We start from the raw sequence: 19,525 nt of genomic DNA, 5'->3' as shown, positions 1-19,525 counted from the left end.
CACCGGCGGGAGGGGCCGTGGGCCGGTGCGTCGTATGCCCGTCGCGTAGGTTCGGTCTCAGGCCACCCGCACCCTGTACCAGCAAAGGGCCGTACGCCCCGCCTGCGACGGGCTGACGCACCGGCCCACGGCCCCGACCCACCCACCGGACCCAAAGGGGCGCGGGGAACGGCGCGACCAGCCACAGACGGCCCGCAGCCTCAGAACCGCACCCCCCCAGCGGAGCGCCTAGCCGGCGCCGTACACCGCCCCCGGCACCTCCGCCCCCGCAAGCAACTTGAGCGCCGCATCCCCGACCTCAGCCGGCGTCCACCGGGCACCCTTGTCCGCGGTCGGCCCGGGCCGCCAGCCCTCCATGACAGTGATACGGCCGCCCTCGGCCTCAAAGACCCGCCCGGTGACCCCGACGCTCGCGGCCGAGCCGAGCCAGACGACGAGCGGCGAGACGTTCTCGGGCGCCATCGCATCGAAGCCGCTGCCAGGCGCCGGCGCCGCCATCGTCTCGGCGAAGGTCCGCTCGGTCATACGGGTACGCGCGGCCGGCGCGATGGCGTTGACCTGCACTCCATAGCGCCCCATCTCGGCGGCGGCGACCAGCGTGAGCCCGACGATGCCCGCCTTCGCCGCACTGTAGTTGCCCTGCCCGACCGCCCCCAACAGCCCTGCTCCGGAGCTGGTGTTGACGACGCGTGCCTCAGGCGTACGCCCGGCCTTCGCCTCCGCCCGCCAGTATGCGGCGGCCTGCCGCAACGGCAGGAAGTGCCCTTTCAGGTGCACGCGCATAACGGCGTCCCAGTCGTCCTCGTCGAGGTTCACGAGCATCCGGTCGCGCAGAAACCCGGCGTTGTTGACAAGCGTGTCCAGCCGCCCGAACGCGTCGAGTGCCGTCGCGATCAACGACTCGGCGCCCTCTCGCGTGGCGATGTCCCCGCCGTGCGCGACGGCCTCGCCGCCCGCCGAGCGGATCTCCTCGACGACCCGTGCGGCGGGGCTGTCGGGCCCGGGCGCTCCGTCGAGGCCGACACCGAGGTCGTTGACGACGACCCGCGCCCCCTCGGCCGCGTAGGCGAGAGCGTGCGCCCGTCCGAGGCCCCGTCCCGCGCCGGTGACGATCACGACCCGGCCGTCGCAGATTCCGGTCATGTCACTTCTCCTTGTTGACAGTTGCCGCGTCCAGGAAGGCAGGCCGCTCTCCGCCGCCGTGCACGAGCAAGCTGGCCCCGGTGATGTACGCGGCGGCGTCCGAAGCGAGGAACACGGCCGCCTCGCCGATGTCCGAGGGGGCGGCGAGGCGGCCCAGCGGGACCGTGCGGGACACAGCCGCGATGCCCTCCTCGTCCCCGTAGTGGAGGTGGGACAGTTCGGTGCGGACCATCCCGACGACCAGTGTGTTGACGCGGATGTCCGGCGCCCATTCCACGGCCATCGACCGGGCCAGGTTCTCCAGGCCCGCCTTGGCCGCGCCGTAGGCCGCCGTACCGGGTGAGGGCCGGGTCCCGCTGACGCTGCCGATCATCACGATCGAGCCCCGGGCGCGTTTGAGGTGCTCGTACGCTGCCAGGGAAGCGGTCAGCGGTGCGGTGAGGTTGAGTTCGATCACGTGCGCGTGCCGCTCGGCGTCCGTCTGGGCGAGCGGCCGGTACGGGGCGCCGCCCGCGTTGTTGACCAGGACGTCGAGCCGGGGCAGCGCGTCGAAGAAGGCGCGTACGGCCGCCGGGTCACGTACGTCGAGGGGCATGAACTCGACGCCCTCGACCGGTACTTCGGGTGGTCTGCGGGCGCAGGCCACGACCTCGGCGCCCGCCTCGGCGAACGCCCGGGCGATCCCGGCGCCGACGCCGCGGGTTCCGCCGGTGACCACCACGAGTCGCTTGTCCTGCTGGTAGTCGGGCCCCCGGTCCTGCCGGTTGTCCTGACGGTTGTCCACAGGGCCTCCCGCTGGTCGGCATTCGCTGTTACCTTCACATCAGACCGCACCTAACAAATGTTTGGTGGAAAGGTAGCTGATGCGTCCATGGGTGTCTCCACCTCGTCCCCGGAAAAGGGGATTTCCGTCGTCACGGTGGACTTCCCGCCCGTGAACGCGCTTCCGGTGCGCGGCTGGTTCGAGCTGGCCGACGCCGTGCGCATGGCGGGCCGCGACCCCGAGATCCGCTGTGTCGTACTGACCGCCGAGGGGCGGGGGTTCAACGCGGGCGTCGACATCAAGGAGATACAGAAGGGGATACAGCCGGAGCAGGATGGGCAGCCGGGCGCGACGGGCCATGGTGCGCTGATAGGCGCCAACCGCGGCTGCGCGGAGGCGTTCGCGGCGGTGTACGAGTGCGAGGTCCCGGTGGTGGCGGCCGTGCGGGGCTTCTGCCTGGGTGGCGGCATCGGGTTGGTGGGGAACGCGGACGCGATCGTGGCGAGCGACGACGCCACCTTCGGCTTGCCCGAGCTGGATCGGGGCGCGCTGGGGGCGGCCACGCATCTGGCTCGCCTCGTGCCGCAGCACCTGATGCGCGCGCTGTACTACACCTCGCGTACGGCCACGGCGGCCGAGTTGCACGCGCACGGTTCGGTGTGGCGGGTCGTGCCGCGCGCCGAAGTCCTGGACGCCGCCCTGGAGTTGGCGCGGGAGATCGCGGCCAAGGACGGGCAGCTGATCCGGCTCGCCAAGGCCGCCATCAACGGCATCGACCCCGTCGACGTGCGCCGCAGCTACCGCTTCGAGCAGGGCTTCACCTTCGAGGCGGGCCTCAGCGGGGTGGCAGACCGGGTTCGGAGCACATTCGGTCATGACGCGTCCAGCCATGACATATCCGGAAAGGAGGGCCGGTGAGTTGAGCGACAAGACCATGTCGGCGGAGGAGGTCGTCGGCCGTCTGGAGAGCGGGATGACGATCGGCATCGGAGGCTGGGGGTCACGCCGCAAGCCGATGGCGCTGGTGAGAGCACTGCTCCGCTCCGGGATCACCGATCTCACGGTCGTCTCGTACGGCGGCCCGGACGTCGGCATGCTCGCGGCCGCCGGGCGGATACGGAAACTGGTCGCCGCCTTCGCGACCCTCGACTCGATCCCGCTCGAACCGCACTACCGCGCGGCGCGCGAGAGCGGTGCTCTCGAACTGATGGAGATCGACGAGGCGATGTTCATGTGGGGCCTGCACGCCGCCGCGAACCGACTGCCCTTCATACCGGTGCGGGCCGGCGTCGGCTCGGACGTGATACGGGTCAACCCCGGTCTGCGGACGGTCACTTCACCGTACGAGGACGAGTCGACGGGACTCCAGGAGACCTTCGTCGCCATGCCCGCCCTGCGCCTGGACGCCGCGCTGGTCCATGTGAACCGCGCGGACCGCCTCGGCAACGGGCAGTACTTGGGCCCGGATCCGTACTTCGACGACCTGTTCTGCGAGGCGGCCGGCACCGCGTATGTCTCCTGCGAGCGCATCGTCGACACGGCCGAGCTGACGAAGGAGGCCGCCCCGCAGACCCTGCTGATCAAGCGGCACAGCGTGACCGGTGTGGTGGAGGCGCCGAACGGGGCGCACTTCACGTCCTGCGTGCCCGACTACGAGCGGGACGAGGGCTTCCAGCGGCTGTACGCGACCACGCCCTGGCCGGAGTTCACCGAGCGGTTCCTGCACGGGGGCGAGAAGGACTACCAGTCCGCCGTACAGGCCTGGCACACCGGGAACGACTCGGACGGCTCTGACAAGGAGCGGCGATGAGCGAGGTAGCGAGTAACGTGAGGCATGAGGTGACCCGTGAGGTGACGCGGGCCGAGTACTGCGTGATCGCCTGCGCCGAGGCGTGGCGGGACAACGGCGAAGTGCTCGCCAGTCCCATGGGTGTCGTCCCGTCCGTCGGCGCCCGGCTCGCCAGGCTGACCTTTGCCCCCGACCTGCTCCTCACCGACGGCGAGGCCATGCTGGTCGACCCGGATGGCACGCCGGAGGGCTGGCTGCCGTACCGACAGCACCTCACGATGGTCACCGGCGGCCGACGGCACGTGATGATGGGCGCCAGCCAGATCGACCGGTTCGGCAACCAGAACATCTCCTGCATCGGCGACTGGAGGCGGCCCGCACGGCAGCTGCTCGGGGTGCGGGGCGCGCCGGTCAACACCCTGAACAATCCCGTCAGTTACTGGATCCCGAAGCACTCCACGCGGGTCTTCGTCGAGAAGGTCGACATGATCTGCGGGGTGGGGTACGACAACGCCGCGGCGGCCGGTCCCACGGCGACCCGTTACCACCGCATCCCCCGGGTCGTCTCCAACCTCGGCGTGTTCGACTTCGCGACACCGGACCGCTCGATGCAGCTCGCCTCGGTGCATCCGGGAGTGACGGTCGAGGAGGTCAGGGAGGCGACGGGCTTCGAGCTGACGGTTCCCGAGGAGGTGCCGTACACGCGCGAACCGACCCCTCAGGAGCTGGAGTTGATACGCGAGGTGCTCGACCCGCAGGGGCTGCGCAACCGTGAGGTCAGGAGCTGATGGAGACCGCGCTGACGAAACTCGTCGGGGTGCGCCACCCGATCGTGCAGACCGGCATGGGCTGGGTCGCGGGGCCCCGCCTGGTCTCCGCCTCCGCGAACGCGGGCGCCCTGGGGATCCTGGCCTCCGCGACGATGACCGTGGAGGAGCTGAGGGGGGCCGTCCGGGAGGTCAAGTCCCGTACGGACGCGCCGTTCGGCGTGAACCTGCGGGCGGACGCGGGCGACGCTCACGACCGGGTGCGGATCATCATCGACGAGGGCGTGAAGGTCGCCTCGTTCGCGCTCGCGCCCTCCCGTGAGCTGATCGCCGAGCTGAAGGCCGCGGGTGTCGTCGTCATCCCGTCCGTCGGGGCCCGTCGCCATGCCGAGAAGGTCGCGGCCTGGGGTGCGGACGCGGTGATCGTGCAGGGCGGCGAAGGCGGCGGGCACACGGGCGAGGTGGCGACGACGGTGCTGTTGCCGCAGGTCGTGGACGCCGTGGACATACCTGTCGTCGCGGCGGGCGGCTTCTTCGACGGCCGGGGCCTGGTCGCGGCGCTCGCGTACGGGGCGGCGGGGATCGCGATGGGCACCCGTTTCCTGCTCACCTCCGACTCGACGGTGCCGGACGCGGTGAAGGCCGAGTACCTCGCGGCGACGGTGAAGGACGTCACGGTGACGACAGCCGTGGACGGCCTGCCCCACCGCATGCTCCGCACGGACCTGGTCAACTCCCTTGAGGGAACAGGCCGTACGAGATCCCTGGCCCGGGCAGTCCGCCGGGCCGCCGGCTTCCGAAAGCTCTCTGGCCTCACCTGGCCCGCAATGATCCGCGACGGCCTCGCCCTGAAGCACGGCAAGAACCTGTCCTGGAGCCAGGTCCTGCTCGCCGCTAATACACCGATGCTGTTGCGCGCGTCGATGGTCGAGGGACGTACAGATCTGGGCGTGATGGCCTCGGGCCAGGTGGCAGGCGTGATCGAGGACCTGCCGTCGTGCGCGGAGCTGGTGGAGCGGGTGGTGACGGAAGCGGAGCAGGTGCTCGACGAGCTCGCAGCGGGCGTCAGAGCCGCTCAATGATCGTCACGTTCGCCTGACCGCCCCCCTCGCACATCGTCTGCAAGCCGAACCGGCCTCCCGTGCGCTCCAGTTCGTGCAGCAGCGTCGTCATCAGCTTCACGCCCGTGGCGCCCAGGGGGTGCCCGAGGGCGATCGCGCCCCCGTTGACGTTCACCTTCGCCGGATCCGCGCCCGTCTCCTTCAGCCAAGCCAGGACGACGGGAGCGAAAGCTTCATTGATCTCCACGAGGTCGATGTCGTCGATCGTCAGGCCGGTCTTCTTCAGGGCGTGCGCCGTGGCCGGGATCGGGGCCGTGAGCATGCGGATCGGGTCCTCGCCTCGTACGGAGAGGTGGTGCACGCGCGCGCGTGGCGTCAGGCCGTGTTCGCGTACCGCCCGCTCGGAGGCCAGCAGCATCGCGGCGGCGCCGTCGGAGACCTGGGAGGAGCAGGCGGCGGTGACGGTGCCGCCCTCGATGACCGGCTTCAGGCCCGCCATCTTCTCCAGCGAGGTGTCCCGGCGCGGCCCCTCGTCGACCGTGACGTCGCCGTACGCCACGGTCTCGCGCTCGAAGCGGCCCTCGTCGATCGCCCCGATCGCCCGCTGATGGGACCGCAGCGCGAACTCCTCCTGGTCGAGGCGGCTGATCCCCCACTTTGCGGCGATCATCTCGGCGCCGACGAACTGGTTCACCGGCTGGTCCCCGTACCGCGCCCGCCACCCCTCACTCCCCGCGAACGGCCCCTCCGTGAGCCCCAGCGAAGCGGTGGCCCGCCCGGAGGCGAACCCGATGGGGACCTGCGTCATGTTCTGGACCCCGCCCGCGACCACCAGGTCCTGCGTGCCGGACAGCACGCCCTGCGCGGCGAAGTGCACGGCCTGCTGCGACGAGCCGCACTGCCGGTCGACCGTCACCCCCGGCACCTCCTCCGGCAGCCCCGCCGCCAGCCAGCACGTCCGCGCGATGTCACCGGCCTGCGGCCCCACGGTGTCCAGGCAGCCGAAGACGACGTCCTCGACGGCGGCCGGGTCGACTCCGCAGCGCGCGACCAGAGCCTTCAGCACATGCGCGCCCAGGTCGGCGGGATGCACTCCGCTCAGGCCCCCTTTGCGCCGCCCGACGGGCGTACGGACCGCTTCGACGATGTAGGCCTCGGCCATGACAACTCCCAGTCAAATCAAGTCGATCCAGTTCAGTTACGGTCGATAGTTCGGTGTCGTTCCAGTGTGATGTCGATCCAGTTCGGTTACGTACGCACTGCGATCCCGTCCAGCACCATCGACAGGTACTGCCGGGCGATCTCCTCCGGGCCGTGCTGTCCGCCGGGCCGGTACCAGGACGCGGCGACCCACACCGTGTCGCGCACGAACCGGTAGGTGAGCCGTATGTCGAGGTCCTCCCGGAAGACCTCGGCGGCCACTCCCCGCTCCAGCGTGCTCAGCCACGCCTTCTCGAACTTGCGCTGTGAGTCGGCGAGGAACGTGAAGCGCTCCTGTGACGCCAGGTGTTTGGACTCCTTCTGGTAGATGGCGACGGCCGCGCGATGCCGGTCGATCTCCCGGAAGGACTCGATGACCAGGGCCTCCAGCGTCTCCCGGGGCCCGAGCTCGGCATCCAGGACGGTGTCGTACCCGTCCCACAGCTCGTCCAGGAACGTCCGCAGGATCTCCTCCAGCATCGACTCCTTGGAGTCGAAGTGGTAGTAGAGGCTGCCCGCGAGCATGCCCGCGTGGTCGGCGATCTTGCGGACGGTGGTGGCGTTGTAGCCCTGCTCGGCGAAGACCTCGGCGGCGGTGCCGAGGAGTTCACTGCGCCTGGCGGGCGAGGCGGTCACCTGGGGCTTCTTCTTCGTAGGCACGGATCCATTGTCGTCCCCCATGTGTCGGATCCCGGTCCCCTAGGCATGCTGGCTGCTCACCGACACGACCTCGCCGGTCATGTACGAGGAGTAGCCGGACGCGAGGAACACGATCACGTTGGCCACCTCCCAGGGCTCGGCGTACCGCCCGAAGGCCTCGCGCTCGGTGAGTTCCTCCAGCAGTTCGGGGCTGGTGACCTTCACGAGGTGCGGGTGCATGGCGAGGCTCGGCGACACGGCGTTCACCCGGACCCCGTACTCGGCCGCCTCCATGGCCGCGCACCTGGTCAGCGCCATCACGCCCGCCTTCGCGGCGGCGTAGTGCGCCTGTCCGGCCTGGGCGCGCCAGCCGACGACGGAGGCGTTGTTGACGATCACGCCGCCGCCGTGTCCGCCCTCGCGGAAGGCCCGCAGGGCGGCGCGTATGCACCGGAAGGTCCCGTTCAGCGTCACGTCGAGCACCCTTGACCACTGCTCGTCCGTCATGTCGACGAGGTTCGAAGTCCCACCGAGACCGGCGTTGTTGACCACGATGTCGAGCCGTCCGTGCAGCCGCAGGGCGGTGTCGAAGAGCGCCCGCACCTGAGCCTCGTCGGTGACGTCACAGGCGAGCGCCGCGACCCCCTCGTACTCGGCCGCCAGCTCCCCCTCGTACTCCTTCAGCCGCCGCGCGTGCGCGTCGCTGATCAGTACGCGCGCACCCTCCTCCAGGAAGCGGCGCGCCGTGGCCCCGCCTATCCCCGCGCCCGCGGCAGCCGTGATGACGGCCGTACGCCCCTTCAGCAGCCCGTGCCCGGGCACGTACGCCGGACCCTCGACGTCTGTCATGGAGCCACGCTAACCTACCAAACACTTGTTAGGGAAGGCCGTTTCGCTTCTAGAAGCCTCGAGGAACTCCGAGGAAGGTGACCGTGGACCTGAACCACTCCCCCGCCGACGAGGCGTTCCGCGCCGAGGCCAGGGCCTGGCTGGCCGCGCATGTGCCGCCCGCTCCCCTCCCCTCCCTGGAGACCGAGGAGGGCTTCACGGCGCACCGCGCGTGGGAGGCCGAACTGGCCGCGGACCGCTGGTCGGTGGTGTCCTGGCCGGGCTCGTACGGCGGGCGGGGCGTCGGCATCCTCAAGTGGCTGATCTTCGAGGAGGAGTACTACGCGGCGGGCGCCCCCGGCCGCGTCAGCCAGAACGGCATCAGCCTCCTCGCCCCCACCCTCTTCGACCACGGCACCGAGGAGCAGCGCGCCCGGATCCTGCCGCCCATGGCGTCCGGCGAGGTGATCTGGGCGCAGGCGTGGTCCGAGCCCGAGGCCGGTTCGGACCTGGCCTCGCTCAGGTCCAGGGCTGTGCGCACGGACGGGGGCTGGCTGCTGAGTGGGCAGAAGACGTGGTCGTCGCGGGCCGCGTTCGCGGACCGCGCGTTCGGCCTGTTTCGCAGCGAGCCCCACACCCCGAAGCCCCACCAAGGGCTCACGTACGTGATGTTCGACCTGCGCGCGCCAGGCGTCACCGTCCGCCCCATCGGCCGCCTCGACGGAAAGCCGGCCTTCGCGGAGCTCTTCCTGGACGAGGTCTTCGTACCGGACGAGGACGTGATCGGCGAGCCAGGCCAGGGCTGGCGGGTCGCCATGTCGACAGCGGGCAACGAACGCGGTCTGACCCTCCGCTCCCCCGGCCGTTTCCTGGCCGCCGCCGACCGGCTCGTCGACCTGTGGCGGGCGCACGGCGACCCGGCGGACACGGCACTGCGCGACCGCGTGGCCGACGCGGTGATCGGCGCCCGCGCGTACCAGCTCTTCACCTACGCCCATGCCTCCCGCTTCCTCCAGGGCGAGCCCCTCGGTCCTGAGTCCAGCCTGAACAAGGTCTTCTGGTCCGAGTACGACATCGCCCTGCACGAGACGGCGCTCGATCTGCTGGGCGCGGAGGGCGAGTTGGCGGACACCGACTGGTGCGAGGGCTACGTCTTCTCGCTCGCCGGCCCCATCTACGCCGGCACCAACGAGATCCAGCGCGACATCATCGCCGAGCGCCTCCTCGGCCTGCCGAAGGGACGCCGCTGATGCGCTTCCTCCTCGACGACGAGCAGCAGGCCTTCGCCCGCTCGCTGGATGCGATGCTGACGGCCGCGGACACCCCGTCGGTCATACGGTCCTGGAGCGCCGGGGACTCCACGGCAGGGCGCGCGCTGTGGACCCGTATCGCGGAGGCGGGAGTGTTCGCGCTGGCGGTTCCCGAAGCGTACGAGGGAGTCGGACCGCTGCCCGTCGAACTGGCCGTGGCCTTCGTGGAGTTGGGGCGGCATGCGGTGCCGGGGCCGCTGGTGGAGACGGTGGCGGCGGCCGTGCTGCTGACCGAGCCGGAGGCCGCCAAGCGGCTGCTCCCGGCGTTGGCATCGGGAGCAGCGATCGCGACGGTGGCGGCGGAGGGCTCGTACGCCCTGGACGGGGACGTGGCCACGGTCCTCCTCGCGGTCGACGGCGACGAACTGCGACTGGCCCCCGGGCACGGCCCGGTGCGTACGTCCCTGGACCCGACCCGCCGCCTCACCCGCCTCGACCCCGGCGGTGAACTCCTCGCCGGGAACCCGCCCCTCCCCCGGGCCCTCACCTGGGCCCGGCTCGCCACCGCCGCCCAAGCCCTCGGTGTGGGACTCGCCCTCCTCGACAGGACGGTCGCGTACGTCAAGCAGCGCCACCAGTTCGGCGTGCCCATAGGCTCGTTCCAGGCGGTCAAGCATCAACTGGCCGACGCGAAGCTCGCGTTGGAGTTCGCGCGCCCGCTCGTCTTCGGTGCCGCGCTGTCCATGGACCCGGCCGACGTCGCCGCGGCCAAGGTCACGGCGTGCGAGGCAGCGTACGCCACGGCGCGCACGGCGCTGCAACTGCACGGCGCGATCGGCTACACCGCGGAGTACGACCTGTCCCTGTGGCTGACCAAGGCCCGCGCCCTGCGGACCGCCTGGGGCAGCCCGGGCGAGTGCCGAGCCGTGGTGCTCGACAGCGGGTTCAGTGGTGGTGGTCGCCGCTCGTGAGTTCCTGGTACTCCTCGGGGGTCGGTTTGGGGACGTGCGTCTGCGGCCCGTACATGGCGCGGGCCAGCCGGGCGCGCAGCCGCGTCGTGGGCCCGACCTTCCGGACGACGCCGTTCGCGTCGACGAGCGGGCCGACCTCGTACGGCGGGGCCTGCTCATGCTGGGTGAGGGTGAACCGCTGGGCCTGCGAGAGCGGTTCGTGCACCTCGATGAACTCGCCGTGCGGCAGCCGCTTGATGGTGCCGGACTCCCTGCCGTGCAGCACCTTGTCCCGGTCGCGGCGCTGCAGCCCCAGGCAGATCCGTCTGGTGATGATGAAGGCGAGGACGGGCACCACGAAGAAGCCGATCCGTACGGCCCACGTGATCACGTTGATCGACAGATGGAAGCGCGTGGCCACGATGTCGTTGCCGCCGCCGATCAGCAGCACCCCGTACAGACTCAGCCAGGCCACGCCGAGGCCGGTGCGCGTGGGGACGTTGCGCGGCCGGTCCAGGATGTGGTGCTCGCGTTTGTCGCCGGTGATCCAGGCCTCGATGAACGGGTACACGCCGATCGCCAGCATGATCAGCGGGAACAGGGAGAAGGGGATGAAGACGCCGAGTGCCAGGGTGTGACCGAAGGCGTTGATCTCCCATCCCGGCATCACCCGGATCAGCCCCTCGGAGAAGCCGAGGTACCAGTCGGGCTGGGCGCCGGTGGTGACCAGGTCGGCCCGGTAGGGGCCGAAGGCCCACACGGGGTTGATGGTTGCGATCGCGCCCATCACCGACAGCACACCGAAGACCAGGAAGAAGAAGCCGCCCGCCTTGGCCATGTAGACCGGCAGGAACGGCATGCCGACCACAGTCTTCTGGTCGCGGCCGGGCCCGGGGAACTGTGTGTGCTTGTGGTAGAAGACCAGGATCAGATGGGCGACCACCAGGCCTAGCATGATCCCGGGCAGCAGCAGGATGTGGATCGGGTACAGCCGGGAGATGATGTCGTCCCCCGGGAACTCTCCGCCGAAGAGGAAGAAGGAGAGATACGTCCCCACGACCGGCACCGACAGGATCGCGCCCTGGGCGAAGCGCAGGCCCGTGCCGGAGAGCAGGTCGTCGGGGAGCGAGTAGCCGGTCAGCCCGGTGATGATGCCGAGGAACAGCAGCGTCCAGCCGAACAGCCAGTTCAGCTCGCGCGGTTTGCGGAACGCGCCGGTGAAGAACACCCGCATCATGTGGATGAGCATCCCGGCGACGAACACGACCGCCGCCCAGTGGTGGATCTGCCGGATGAGGAGTCCGCCGCGTACGTCGAAGCTGATGTCGAGCGTGGACTCGTACGCCCTGGTCATGATGATGCCGTTCAGGGGCTCGTACGAACCGTGGTAGACGGTCTCGACGCTGCTCGGCTCGAAGAACAGGGTGAGGTAGACGCCCGTGAGGATCAGGATGAGGAAGGTGTAGAGGCAGATCTCGCCCAGCATGAAGGACGGGTGGTCCGGGAACACCTTGCGCATCTGGGACTTGGCAAGGCCATAGATCCCGAGCCGTCCGTCGGCCCAGTCCGCCAGCCGCTCGCCCTTGCCCGTCTGCACCGGCCGCCCGCCCCTGCCGTGCCGGTCCGCCGATCGCGCGCCCATAAGCCGCCTCTCGCCGCAGATCCTCCCAGAGTGACACGAGGGCGCTCCGCTGGAAAGGCGGTTCGATACTGCGGGTGCGTCGTGGCTGGTCGCTCCCCCACTCTCGGCTTCTCCCCCACTCTCAGCTTCGCTCGAGCGGGGGGACCCCCATCGCGGCGGAGCCGCACATCGATACAGCCCCGCGCCCCTAACGGGGCGCGGTCCGCGTAGCGCGCGGAACCACCCACCAAGCCGGCGCGCGGCGGAACGTACCCTGAGCCCCATGAAGCGTGCCGGTTGCCTGTTGTTCGCTGCCATACCCGTCGTTGTGACGGCGACGGTCTACTTCTTCACGCCCGGGGAGACGAGGTCGGAGGGCTCCGGCTCCGGGGGAAAGCCGTCGGCTTCGCAGCCGACCGGGCGGGCGGCCGAGGATGCGCTGATCGCGGATCTGCCGCCCGGGCTCGCGGCGCCGGAGAAGAGGGAGCTGGCCCAGAAGATCGTGACGAGCGCGGAGAACTCGACGCTGAACTGGCGTGACCAGTACGGCTACATCGAGGACATCGGCGACGGCCAGGGCTACACCGCGGGCATCATCGGCTTCTGCACCGGTACGCACGATCTCCTCGTCCTCGTCGAGCGCTATACGAAGGACCACCCGGACAACGGGCTCGCACGCTATCTGCCCGCTCTGCGCAAGGTGGACGGCACGGACTCCCACGAGGGCCTGGACCCCGGGTTCACGGCCGCCTGGAAGCAGGAGGCGAAAGTCGCGGCCTTTCGTGAGGCCCAGAACGCGGAGCGCGACCGCGTCTACTTCGAGCCGGCGGTGCGGCTCGCCAAGCTCGACGGTCTCGGCACGCTCGGTCAGTTCATCTACTACGACGCCATGGTCATGCACGGTCCCGGCACCGGTCCGACCGGCTTCTACGGTCTGCGTGAGCGCGCCGTCTCCGAGGCGGACACGCCCCCGCAGGGTGGCAAGGAGAAGGCGTACCTCGACATCTTCCTGGACATCCGCCGCAAGGCCATGAAGTCCAAGTCCTCCCACCGCGACACGACGCGCATCGACACGGCTCAGCGGCGATTCCTGTACAACGGGAATCTTGACCTCAAGACGCCGCTGGAGTGGGCGGTGTATGGAGAAACGTTCCGGGTACCGTAGCCGTCCCGGCGTGCGCGGGGGTTCTCGCCCCCGGCAACCACGACGCCCGCCCTGCGTCCGGTCGGGGACAAGGGGCGGGCGTTGTGTGTTCCGTACGCCTTTGTACGGGACGTTCTGGGAGGGGCCGTCAGACCGCCAGCGCGCGGTCCGTCGGGCGGATGGGAGCCGGGAGGTCGCTCGCTCCCGTCAGGAAGCGGTCGACGCCGCGGGCGGCCGAGCGGCCCTCCGCGATGGCCCACACGATCAGCGACTGGCCGCGGCCGGCGTCACCCGCCACGAAGACACCCGGAACGTTCGTCTGGAAGTCGCCGTCGCGGGCGACATTGCCGCGCTCGTCGAGGTCCAGGCCGAACTGCGAGACCAGCCCGTTCTCCTGGTCGATGCCGGTGAAGCCCATCGCGAGCGTGACCAGCTGGGCCGGGATCTTGCGCTCCGTACCCGGCTTCTGGTTCAGCTTGCCGTCCACGAACTCGACCTCGACCAGGTGCAGCCACTGCACGTTGCCGTCCTCGTCGCCCTCGAAGTGGGTGGTGGAGACGGAGTACATCCGCTCGCCGCCCTCCTCGTGCGCGGAGGTGACCTTGTAGAGCATGGGGAAGGTCGGCCAGGGCTGGCCGGGGTTCCGCTCCTCGCCCGGCTGCGGCATGATCTCCAGCTGCGTGACGGAGGCCGCGCCCTGACGGTGGGCCGTGCCCACGCAGTCCGCGCCCGTGTCGCCGCCGCCGATGACCACGACGTGCTTGCCCTCGGCGGTGATCGGAGGCGTCACATAGTCGCCCTCCTGCACCTTGTTGGCCAGCGGCAGGTACTCCATCGCGAAGTGGATGCCGTTCAGCTCACGCCCGGGGACGGGAAGGTCACGCGAGACGGTCGAACCGGCCGCGATGACCACGGCGTCGTACCGCTTGCGCAGATCCGTCGCCTTCATGTCGCGGCCGATCTCGATGCCCGTACGGAAGCGGGTGCCCTCCGCGCGCATCTGCTCGATACGGCGGTTGATGTGCCGCTTCTCCATCTTGAACTCGGGTATGCCGTAGCGGAGGAGGCCTCCGATGCGGTCCGCCCGCTCGTAGACGGCGACGGTGTGACCGGCCCGCGTCAGCTGCTGGGCGGCGGCCAGGCCGGCCGGGCCCGAGCCGATGACCGCGACCGTCTTGCCGGACAGCCGCTCCGGCGCCTGGGGCGCGACATCGCCGCTGTCCCACGCCTTGTCGATGATCGAGACCTCGACGTTCTTGATGGTCACGGCGGGCTGGTTGATGCCGAGCACGCACGCCGACTCGCACGGGGCGGGGCACAGACGCCCGGTGAACTCCGGGAAGTTGTTCGTGGCGTGCAGCCGCTCCGACGCCGCCGACCAGTCCTCGCGGTACGCGTAGTCGTTCCACTCGGGGATGAGGTTCCCCAGCGGACAGCCGTTGTGGCAGAACGGGATACCGCAGTCCATGCAGCGCGAGGCCTGCTTGGAGATGATCGGCAGCAGCGAGCCGGGGACGTAGACCTCGTTCCAGTCCTTGACGCGCTCCTGGACGGGACGGGTCCTGGCGACCTCGCGGCCGTGGTTCAGAAAGCCCTTCGGGTCAGCCATTGATCGCCGCCTCCATCATCTTCTCGGTGATCTCGGACTCGGAGAGCCCGGCTCGCTCGGCGGCGTCCTTGGCGGCGAGCACTGCCTTGTACGTACTGGGGATGATCTTGCTGAAGCGGTCCACCGACTCGGACCACTCGGCGAGGAGCTTCCCGGCGACCGTGGAGCCGGTCTCCTCCGCGTGCCGGCGCACCACATCGTGCAGCCACTGCTTGTCGGTGTCGTCCAGCTTCTCGATGGCGCCGACGTTGCCGACGTTCACGTTGTCGCGGTTCAGGTCGATCACGTACGCGATACCACCCGACATACCGGCCGCGAAGTTACGGCCCGTCTCGCCGAGGACCACCGCGTGACCACCGGTCATGTACTCGCAGCCGTGGTCGCCCACGCCCTCCGACACCACCGTCGCGCCGGAGTTGCGGACGCAGAAACGCTCACCCGTACGGCCCCGGAGGAGCAACTCGCCGCCGGTCGCGCCGTACGCGATCGTGTTGCCCGCGATCGTCGAGAACTCGGCGAGGTGGTCGGCGCCCCGGTCCGGGCGGACGATCACGCGGCCGCCGGACAGACCCTTGCCCACGTAGTCGTTGGCGTCGCCCTCCAGGCGCAGCGTCACGCCGCGCGGGAGGAAGGCACCGAAGGACTGGCCCGCCGAACCCGTGAAGGTGATGTCGATGGTGTCGTCGGGCAGGCCCGCGCCACCGAACTTCTTCGTCACCTCGTGGCCGAGCATGGTGCCGACCGTGCGGTTGATGTTGCGGATCGCGACCTGGGCGCGGACCGGCTGGGCGTCGGTCGCGCCGGCCGCGGCCAGGGCGTCGGCGGAGAGCTTGATCAGCTCGTTGTCGAGCGCCTTCTCCAGGCCGTGGTCCTGCGCGATGACCTGGTGGCGCACCGCGCCCTCGGGCAGCTCGGGCACGTGGAACAGCGGCTCCAGGTTCAAGCCCTGCGCCTTCCAGTGGTCGATGGCACGCGTGACGTCGAGCGTCTCGGCGTGGCCGACGGCCTCCTCGATGGAGCGGAAGCCCAGCTCGGCGAGGATCTCGCGGACCTCCTCGGCGATGAACTGGAAGAAGTTCACGACGTACTCGGCCTTGCCCGTGAACCGGTCGCGGAGCGTCGGGTTCTGCGTGGCGATGCCGACCGGGCAGGTGTCGAGGTGGCAGACGCGCATCATGACGCAGCCGGAGACGACGAGCGGCGCGGTCGCGAAACCGAACTCCTCGGCGCCGAGCAGCGCGGCGATGACGACGTCACGGCCGGTCTTCAGCTGGCCGTCGGTCTGCACGACGATGCGGTCGCGCAGGCCGTTGAGCAGCAGCGTCTGCTGGGTCTCGGCGAGGCCCAACTCCCAAGGACCACCAGCGTGCTTGAGCGACGTCAGCGGGGACGCGCCCGTACCGCCGTCGTGACCCGAGATCAGTACGACATCCGCGTGCGCCTTGGAGACACCCGCGGCGACCGTGCCGACACCGACCTCGGATACCAGCTTCACGTGAATCCGCGCCTGCGGGTTCGCGTTCTTCAGGTCGTGGATCAGCTGGGCCAGGTCCTCGATGGAGTAGATGTCGTGGTGCGGCGGCGGGGAGATCAGGCCGACACCGGGGGTGCTGTGCCGGGTCTTGGCCACCCACGGGTAGACCTTGTGGCCAGGCAGCTGGCCGCCCTCGCCGGGCTTGGCGCCCTGGGCCATCTTGATCTGGATGTCGTCCGCGTTGACCAGGTACTCGGACGTGACGCCGAAGCGGCCGGAGGCGACCTGCTTGATGCTCGACCGGCGCGCCGGGTCGTACAGACGGTCCGCGTCCTCGCCGCCCTCACCGGTGTTGGACTTGCCGCCCAGCTGGTTCATCGCGATGGCGAGCGTCTCGTGCGCTTCCTTCGAGATGGAGCCGTACGACATGGCGCCGGTGGAGAAGCGCTTGACGATCTCGCTCGCCGGCTCGACCTCGTCGATGGAGATCGGCTCGCGGCCCGACTTGAAGCCGAACAGGCCGCGCAGGGTCATCAGCCGCTCGGACTGCTCGTTCACGCGGTCCGTGTACTTCTTGAAGATGTCGTAGCGGCGCGTACGCGTCGAGTGCTGGAGGCGGAACACCGTCTCCGGGTCGAACAGGTGCGGCTCGCCCTCGCGGCGCCACTGGTACTCGCCGCCTATGTCGAGGGCGCGGTGCGCGGGCGCGATGCCGCTCGCCGGGTACGCCTTCGCGTGGCGGGCGGCGACCTCCTTGGCGATGACGTCGATACCGACACCGCCGATCTTGGTGGCAGTGCCGTTGAAGTACTTCTCGACGAAGGCCTGGTCGAGGCCGACGGCCTCGAAGACCTGGGCGCCGCGGTAGGACGCGACGGTCGAGATGCCCATCTTGGACATGACCTTCAGGACGCCCTTGCCGAGGGCGTATATCAGGTTGCGGATGGCCTTCTCGGGCTCGATGCCGGGCAGGAACGTCCCTGCGCGGACGAGGTCCTCGACGGACTCCATCGCCAGGTACGGGTTCACGGCCGCGGCACCGTAGCCGATGAGCAGGGCCACGTGGTGGACCTCGCGGACATCGCCCGCCTCGACGAGCAGACCCACCTGGGTGCGCTGCTTCGTACGGATGAGGTGGTGGTGGACGGCCGCGGTGAGCAGCAGCGACGGGATCGGCGCGTGCTCGGCGTCGGAGTGCCGGTCCGAGAGGACGATCAGGCGGGCGCCGTTCTCTATGGCGGCGTCGGCCTCGGTGCAGATCTCCTCGATACGGGCCGCGAGGGCGTCGCCGCCTCCGCCGACCCGGTAGAGACCCGACAGCGTCGCGGCCTTCATGCCCGGCATGTCGCCGTCGGCGTTGATGTGTATGAGCTTGGCCAGCTCGTCGTTGTCGATCACCGGGAAGGGCAGGGTGACGCTCCGGCACGACGCGGCGGTCGGCTCCAGGAGGTTGCCCGCAGGGCCGAGGGACGAACGCAGGGAGGTGACGAGCTCCTCGCGGATCGCGTCCAGCGGCGGGTTGGTGACCTGCGCGAACAGCTGGGTGAAGTAGTCGAAGAGCAGCCGCGGGCGCTCGGACAGGGCCGCGATCGGCGAGTCCGTGCCCATGGAACCCAGCGGCTCGCCACCGGTCTTGGCCATCGGCGCGAGGATGACGCGCAGCTCCTCCTCGGTGTAGCCGAAGGTCTGCTGGCGGCGGGTGACCGAGGCGTGGGTGTGCACGATGTGCTCGCGCTCGGGCAGGTCGGAGAGCTCGATCTCGCCGGCTTCCAGCCAGTCCGCGTACGGCTTCTCGACGGCGAGCTCGGCCTTGATCTCGTCATCCTCGATGATGCGGTGCTCGGCGGTGTCCACGAGGAACATCCGACCGGGCTGCAGCCGGCCCTTGCGGACGACCTTCGCCGGGTCGATGTCGAGGACGCCGACCTCGGAGCCGAGGACGACGAGGCCCTCGTCGGTGACCCAGTAGCGGCCGGGACGCAGTCCGTTGCGGTCGAGGACCGCGCCGACCTGGACGCCGTCGGTGAAAGTGACACAGGCCGGGCCGTCCCAGGGCTCCATCATCGTGGAGTGGAACTGGTAGAAGGCGCGCCGGGCCGGGTCCATGGAGTCGTGGTTCTCCCACGCCTCCGGGATCATCATCAGCACGGAGTGCGGCAGCGAACGGCCGCCGAGGTGGAGCAGCTCCAGGACCTCGTCGAAGGACGCCGAGTCAGAGGCCTCCGGCGTACAGATCGGGAAGACCCGGTCCAGCTTCTCCTGCGGGCCGAACAGGTCGGACACCAACTGGGACTCGCGGGCGCGCATCCAGTTGCGGTTGCCCATCACCGTGTTGATCTCGCCGTTGTGCGCGACGAAGCGGTACGGGTGGGCGAGCGGCCAGCTCGGGAAGGTGTTCGTGGAGAACCGGGAGTGCACGAGCGCGATCGCGGAGGCGAAGCGGCGGTCGGACAGGTCCGGGAAGAAGGGCTCCAGCTGACCGGTGGTCAGCATGCCCTTGTAGACGATGGTCCGCGCGGAGAGCGACGGGAAGTACACGTCGGCCTCACGCTCGGCGCGCTTGCGCAGCACGAACGCCTTGCGGTCGAGGTCGATGCCCTTACTGACCCCGTCGCTGACGAAGATCTGCCGGAAGGCGGGCATCGTGGAACGGGCGGTGGCGCCGAGGAGTTCGGGGGCGACCGGGACCTCGCGCCAGCCGAGGACGGTCAGGCCCTCGTCGGCAGCGATCTCGTCGATCCGCGCGACGGCGTCGGCCGCGTTGTGCTCTGGCAGGAAGGCGGTACCGACCGCGTACGCTCCGGCCTCGGGCAGCTCGAATCCGGTCACCTCACGGAAGAAGGCGTCGGGGACCTGGGACAGGATGCCGGCACCGTCGCCCGAGTCGGGCTCGGCGCCGGTGGCACCGCGGTGCTCCAGGTTGCGCAGAACCGTGAGCGCCTGCTCGACCAGCGTATGGCTCGCCTCGCCGGTGAGGGTCGCCACAAAGCCGACGCCACAGGCGTCGTGCTCGTTGCGGGGGTCGTACATACCCTGCGCAGCAGGGCGAGCATCCATGAACGACCAGTTCTGGCCATTCTCGGAATGCTGGGACGGCTGGCGCGGCGTACGCATCGGCTCTCCCGTCGTCGTGTTGTGGCATATGCAGATTGCCGAGGGACGACGTTGGCCCTCTGCTGAGTTCAAAATTTCGTGCAGGTTACATGATGGAGCGGTTCTCGGGAACCGGATACCGCGTTCCAACATGCGGACACCGCGGATCACGGTGGGAGTACCGCTCGTGGCGG

At 69.8% G+C, this 19,525-nt stretch carries 15 protein-coding genes; 7 read left to right on the top strand and 8 right to left on the bottom strand.

What is annotated here, in order from left to right; translation table 11 throughout:
* Positions 1-228: 228 nt before the first annotated feature.
* Positions 229-1,143: an SDR family oxidoreductase gene (locus tag ACYVO6_RS44965; protein WP_461072030.1), complete on the bottom strand. Its 915-nt coding sequence runs from the start codon at positions 1,141-1,143 to the stop codon at positions 229-231.
* A gap of 1 nt (position 1,144) precedes the next feature.
* A complete protein-coding gene (locus ACYVO6_RS44960) occupies positions 1,145-1,927 on the bottom strand; it encodes an SDR family oxidoreductase (RefSeq protein ID WP_461072028.1) in 783 nt (260 codons plus the stop codon).
* Positions 1,928-2,014: 87 nt separating this feature from the next.
* On the opposite strand from ACYVO6_RS44960, the gene ACYVO6_RS44955 reads away from it, so the two are divergent.
* The 4 genes from ACYVO6_RS44955 to ACYVO6_RS44940 are packed head-to-tail and all read left to right on the top strand — an operon-like array spanning position 2,015 to position 5,544.
* Positions 2,015-2,824 carry an enoyl-CoA hydratase family protein gene (locus tag ACYVO6_RS44955; RefSeq protein WP_461072026.1) on the top strand — a complete coding sequence of 270 codons (810 nt, stop codon included), beginning with the start codon at positions 2,015-2,017 and terminating at the stop codon, positions 2,822-2,824.
* A 1-nt stretch (position 2,825) separates the two neighbouring features.
* Positions 2,826-3,716 carry a CoA transferase subunit A gene (locus tag ACYVO6_RS44950; RefSeq protein WP_461072024.1) on the top strand — a complete coding sequence of 297 codons (891 nt, stop codon included), beginning with the start codon at positions 2,826-2,828 and terminating at the stop codon, positions 3,714-3,716.
* Positions 3,713-4,483: a CoA-transferase subunit beta gene (locus ACYVO6_RS44945; RefSeq protein WP_461072022.1), complete on the top strand. Its 771-nt coding sequence runs from the start codon at positions 3,713-3,715 to the stop codon at positions 4,481-4,483. The genes ACYVO6_RS44950 and ACYVO6_RS44945 overlap by 4 nt, the downstream gene beginning before the upstream one ends.
* Positions 4,483-5,544, top strand: coding sequence for an NAD(P)H-dependent flavin oxidoreductase (locus ACYVO6_RS44940; RefSeq protein WP_461072020.1), 1,062 nt, complete (start codon positions 4,483-4,485; stop codon positions 5,542-5,544). The genes ACYVO6_RS44945 and ACYVO6_RS44940 overlap by 1 nt, the downstream gene beginning before the upstream one ends.
* Here the strand turns inward: ACYVO6_RS44940 and ACYVO6_RS44935 are convergent.
* The 3 genes from ACYVO6_RS44935 to ACYVO6_RS44925 all read right to left on the bottom strand — a co-directional run bounded on the left by ACYVO6_RS44935 (position 5,528) and on the right by ACYVO6_RS44925 (position 8,211).
* Positions 5,528-6,685 (bottom strand): acetyl-CoA C-acetyltransferase, encoded by a 1,158-nt coding sequence (locus tag ACYVO6_RS44935; RefSeq protein ID WP_461072019.1) that lies wholly within the window; start codon positions 6,683-6,685, stop codon positions 5,528-5,530. The genes ACYVO6_RS44940 and ACYVO6_RS44935 overlap by 17 nt on opposite strands.
* Before the next feature lie 86 nt (positions 6,686-6,771).
* Positions 6,772-7,383, bottom strand: coding sequence for a TetR/AcrR family transcriptional regulator (locus ACYVO6_RS44930; RefSeq protein ID WP_461072017.1), 612 nt, complete (start codon positions 7,381-7,383; stop codon positions 6,772-6,774).
* A 39-nt stretch (positions 7,384-7,422) separates the two neighbouring features.
* A complete protein-coding gene (locus ACYVO6_RS44925; RefSeq protein WP_461072015.1) occupies positions 7,423-8,211 on the bottom strand; it encodes an SDR family oxidoreductase in 789 nt (262 codons plus the stop codon).
* Positions 8,212-8,294: 83 nt separating this feature from the next.
* Between ACYVO6_RS44925 and ACYVO6_RS44920 the strand changes: the two genes are divergently transcribed.
* Both ACYVO6_RS44920 and ACYVO6_RS44915 read left to right on the top strand, forming a co-directional pair.
* Positions 8,295-9,440, top strand: coding sequence for an acyl-CoA dehydrogenase family protein (locus tag ACYVO6_RS44920; RefSeq protein ID WP_461072034.1), 1,146 nt, complete (start codon positions 8,295-8,297; stop codon positions 9,438-9,440).
* Positions 9,440-10,411 (top strand): acyl-CoA dehydrogenase family protein, encoded by a 972-nt coding sequence (locus ACYVO6_RS44915; RefSeq protein WP_461072013.1) that lies wholly within the window; start codon positions 9,440-9,442, stop codon positions 10,409-10,411. Before ACYVO6_RS44920 ends, ACYVO6_RS44915 begins: the two co-directional genes overlap by 1 nt.
* On the opposite strand, the gene qcrB is transcribed toward ACYVO6_RS44915, so the two are convergent.
* Complete coding sequence (gene qcrB, locus ACYVO6_RS44910) at positions 10,386-12,032, bottom strand: cytochrome bc1 complex cytochrome b subunit (protein ID WP_461072011.1); 1,647 nt, start codon at positions 12,030-12,032, stop codon at positions 10,386-10,388. The two genes, ACYVO6_RS44915 and qcrB, sit on opposite strands and share 26 nt — an antisense overlap.
* A 262-nt stretch (positions 12,033-12,294) precedes the next feature.
* On the opposite strand from qcrB, the gene ACYVO6_RS44905 reads away from it, so the two are divergent.
* Positions 12,295-13,176 (top strand): chitosanase, encoded by an 882-nt coding sequence (locus tag ACYVO6_RS44905; RefSeq protein ID WP_461072009.1) that lies wholly within the window; start codon positions 12,295-12,297, stop codon positions 13,174-13,176.
* Positions 13,177-13,303: 127 nt separating this feature from the next.
* Here the strand turns inward: ACYVO6_RS44905 and ACYVO6_RS44900 are convergent, their stop codons facing one another.
* Both ACYVO6_RS44900 and gltB read right to left on the bottom strand, forming a co-directional pair.
* Positions 13,304-14,764 carry a glutamate synthase subunit beta gene (locus ACYVO6_RS44900; protein ID WP_461072007.1) on the bottom strand — a complete coding sequence of 487 codons (1,461 nt, stop codon included), beginning with the start codon at positions 14,762-14,764 and terminating at the stop codon, positions 13,304-13,306.
* On the bottom strand, positions 14,757-19,352 hold the full coding sequence (gene gltB, locus ACYVO6_RS44895) for a glutamate synthase large subunit (RefSeq protein WP_461072005.1): 4,596 nt from the start codon (positions 19,350-19,352) through the stop codon (positions 14,757-14,759). Before gltB ends, ACYVO6_RS44900 begins: the two co-directional genes overlap by 8 nt.
* Between the last annotated feature and the right edge of the window lie 173 nt (positions 19,353-19,525).

This window comes from Streptomyces pseudoechinosporeus, assembly GCF_054783935.1.
Note: the sequence above shows the minus strand (reverse complement) of the source record. Positions and strands in the feature narration are given on the sequence as shown.

Excerpts from the sequence above, each read along its gene's own strand:
- ACYVO6_RS44900 (WP_461072007.1), bottom strand. The coding sequence starts at position 14,764 with ATGGCTGACCCGAAGGGCTTTCTGAACCACGGCCGCGAGGTCGCCAGG.
- ACYVO6_RS44955 (WP_461072026.1), top strand. The coding sequence starts at position 2,015 with ATGGGTGTCTCCACCTCGTCCCCGGAAAAGGGGATTTCCGTCGTCACG.
- qcrB (WP_461072011.1), bottom strand. The coding sequence starts at position 12,032 with ATGGGCGCGCGATCGGCGGACCGGCACGGCAGGGGCGGGCGGCCGGTG.
- ACYVO6_RS44905 (WP_461072009.1), top strand. The coding sequence starts at position 12,295 with ATGAAGCGTGCCGGTTGCCTGTTGTTCGCTGCCATACCCGTCGTTGTG.
- ACYVO6_RS44925 (WP_461072015.1), bottom strand. The coding sequence starts at position 8,211 with ATGACAGACGTCGAGGGTCCGGCGTACGTGCCCGGGCACGGGCTGCTG.
- ACYVO6_RS44935 (WP_461072019.1), bottom strand. The coding sequence starts at position 6,685 with ATGGCCGAGGCCTACATCGTCGAAGCGGTCCGTACGCCCGTCGGGCGG.
- ACYVO6_RS44945 (WP_461072022.1), top strand. The coding sequence starts at position 3,713 with ATGAGCGAGGTAGCGAGTAACGTGAGGCATGAGGTGACCCGTGAGGTG.
- ACYVO6_RS44915 (WP_461072013.1), top strand. The coding sequence starts at position 9,440 with ATGCGCTTCCTCCTCGACGACGAGCAGCAGGCCTTCGCCCGCTCGCTG.
- ACYVO6_RS44940 (WP_461072020.1), top strand. The coding sequence starts at position 4,483 with ATGGAGACCGCGCTGACGAAACTCGTCGGGGTGCGCCACCCGATCGTG.
- gltB (WP_461072005.1), bottom strand. The coding sequence starts at position 19,352 with ATGCGTACGCCGCGCCAGCCGTCCCAGCATTCCGAGAATGGCCAGAAC.
- ACYVO6_RS44965 (WP_461072030.1), bottom strand. The coding sequence starts at position 1,143 with ATGACCGGAATCTGCGACGGCCGGGTCGTGATCGTCACCGGCGCGGGA.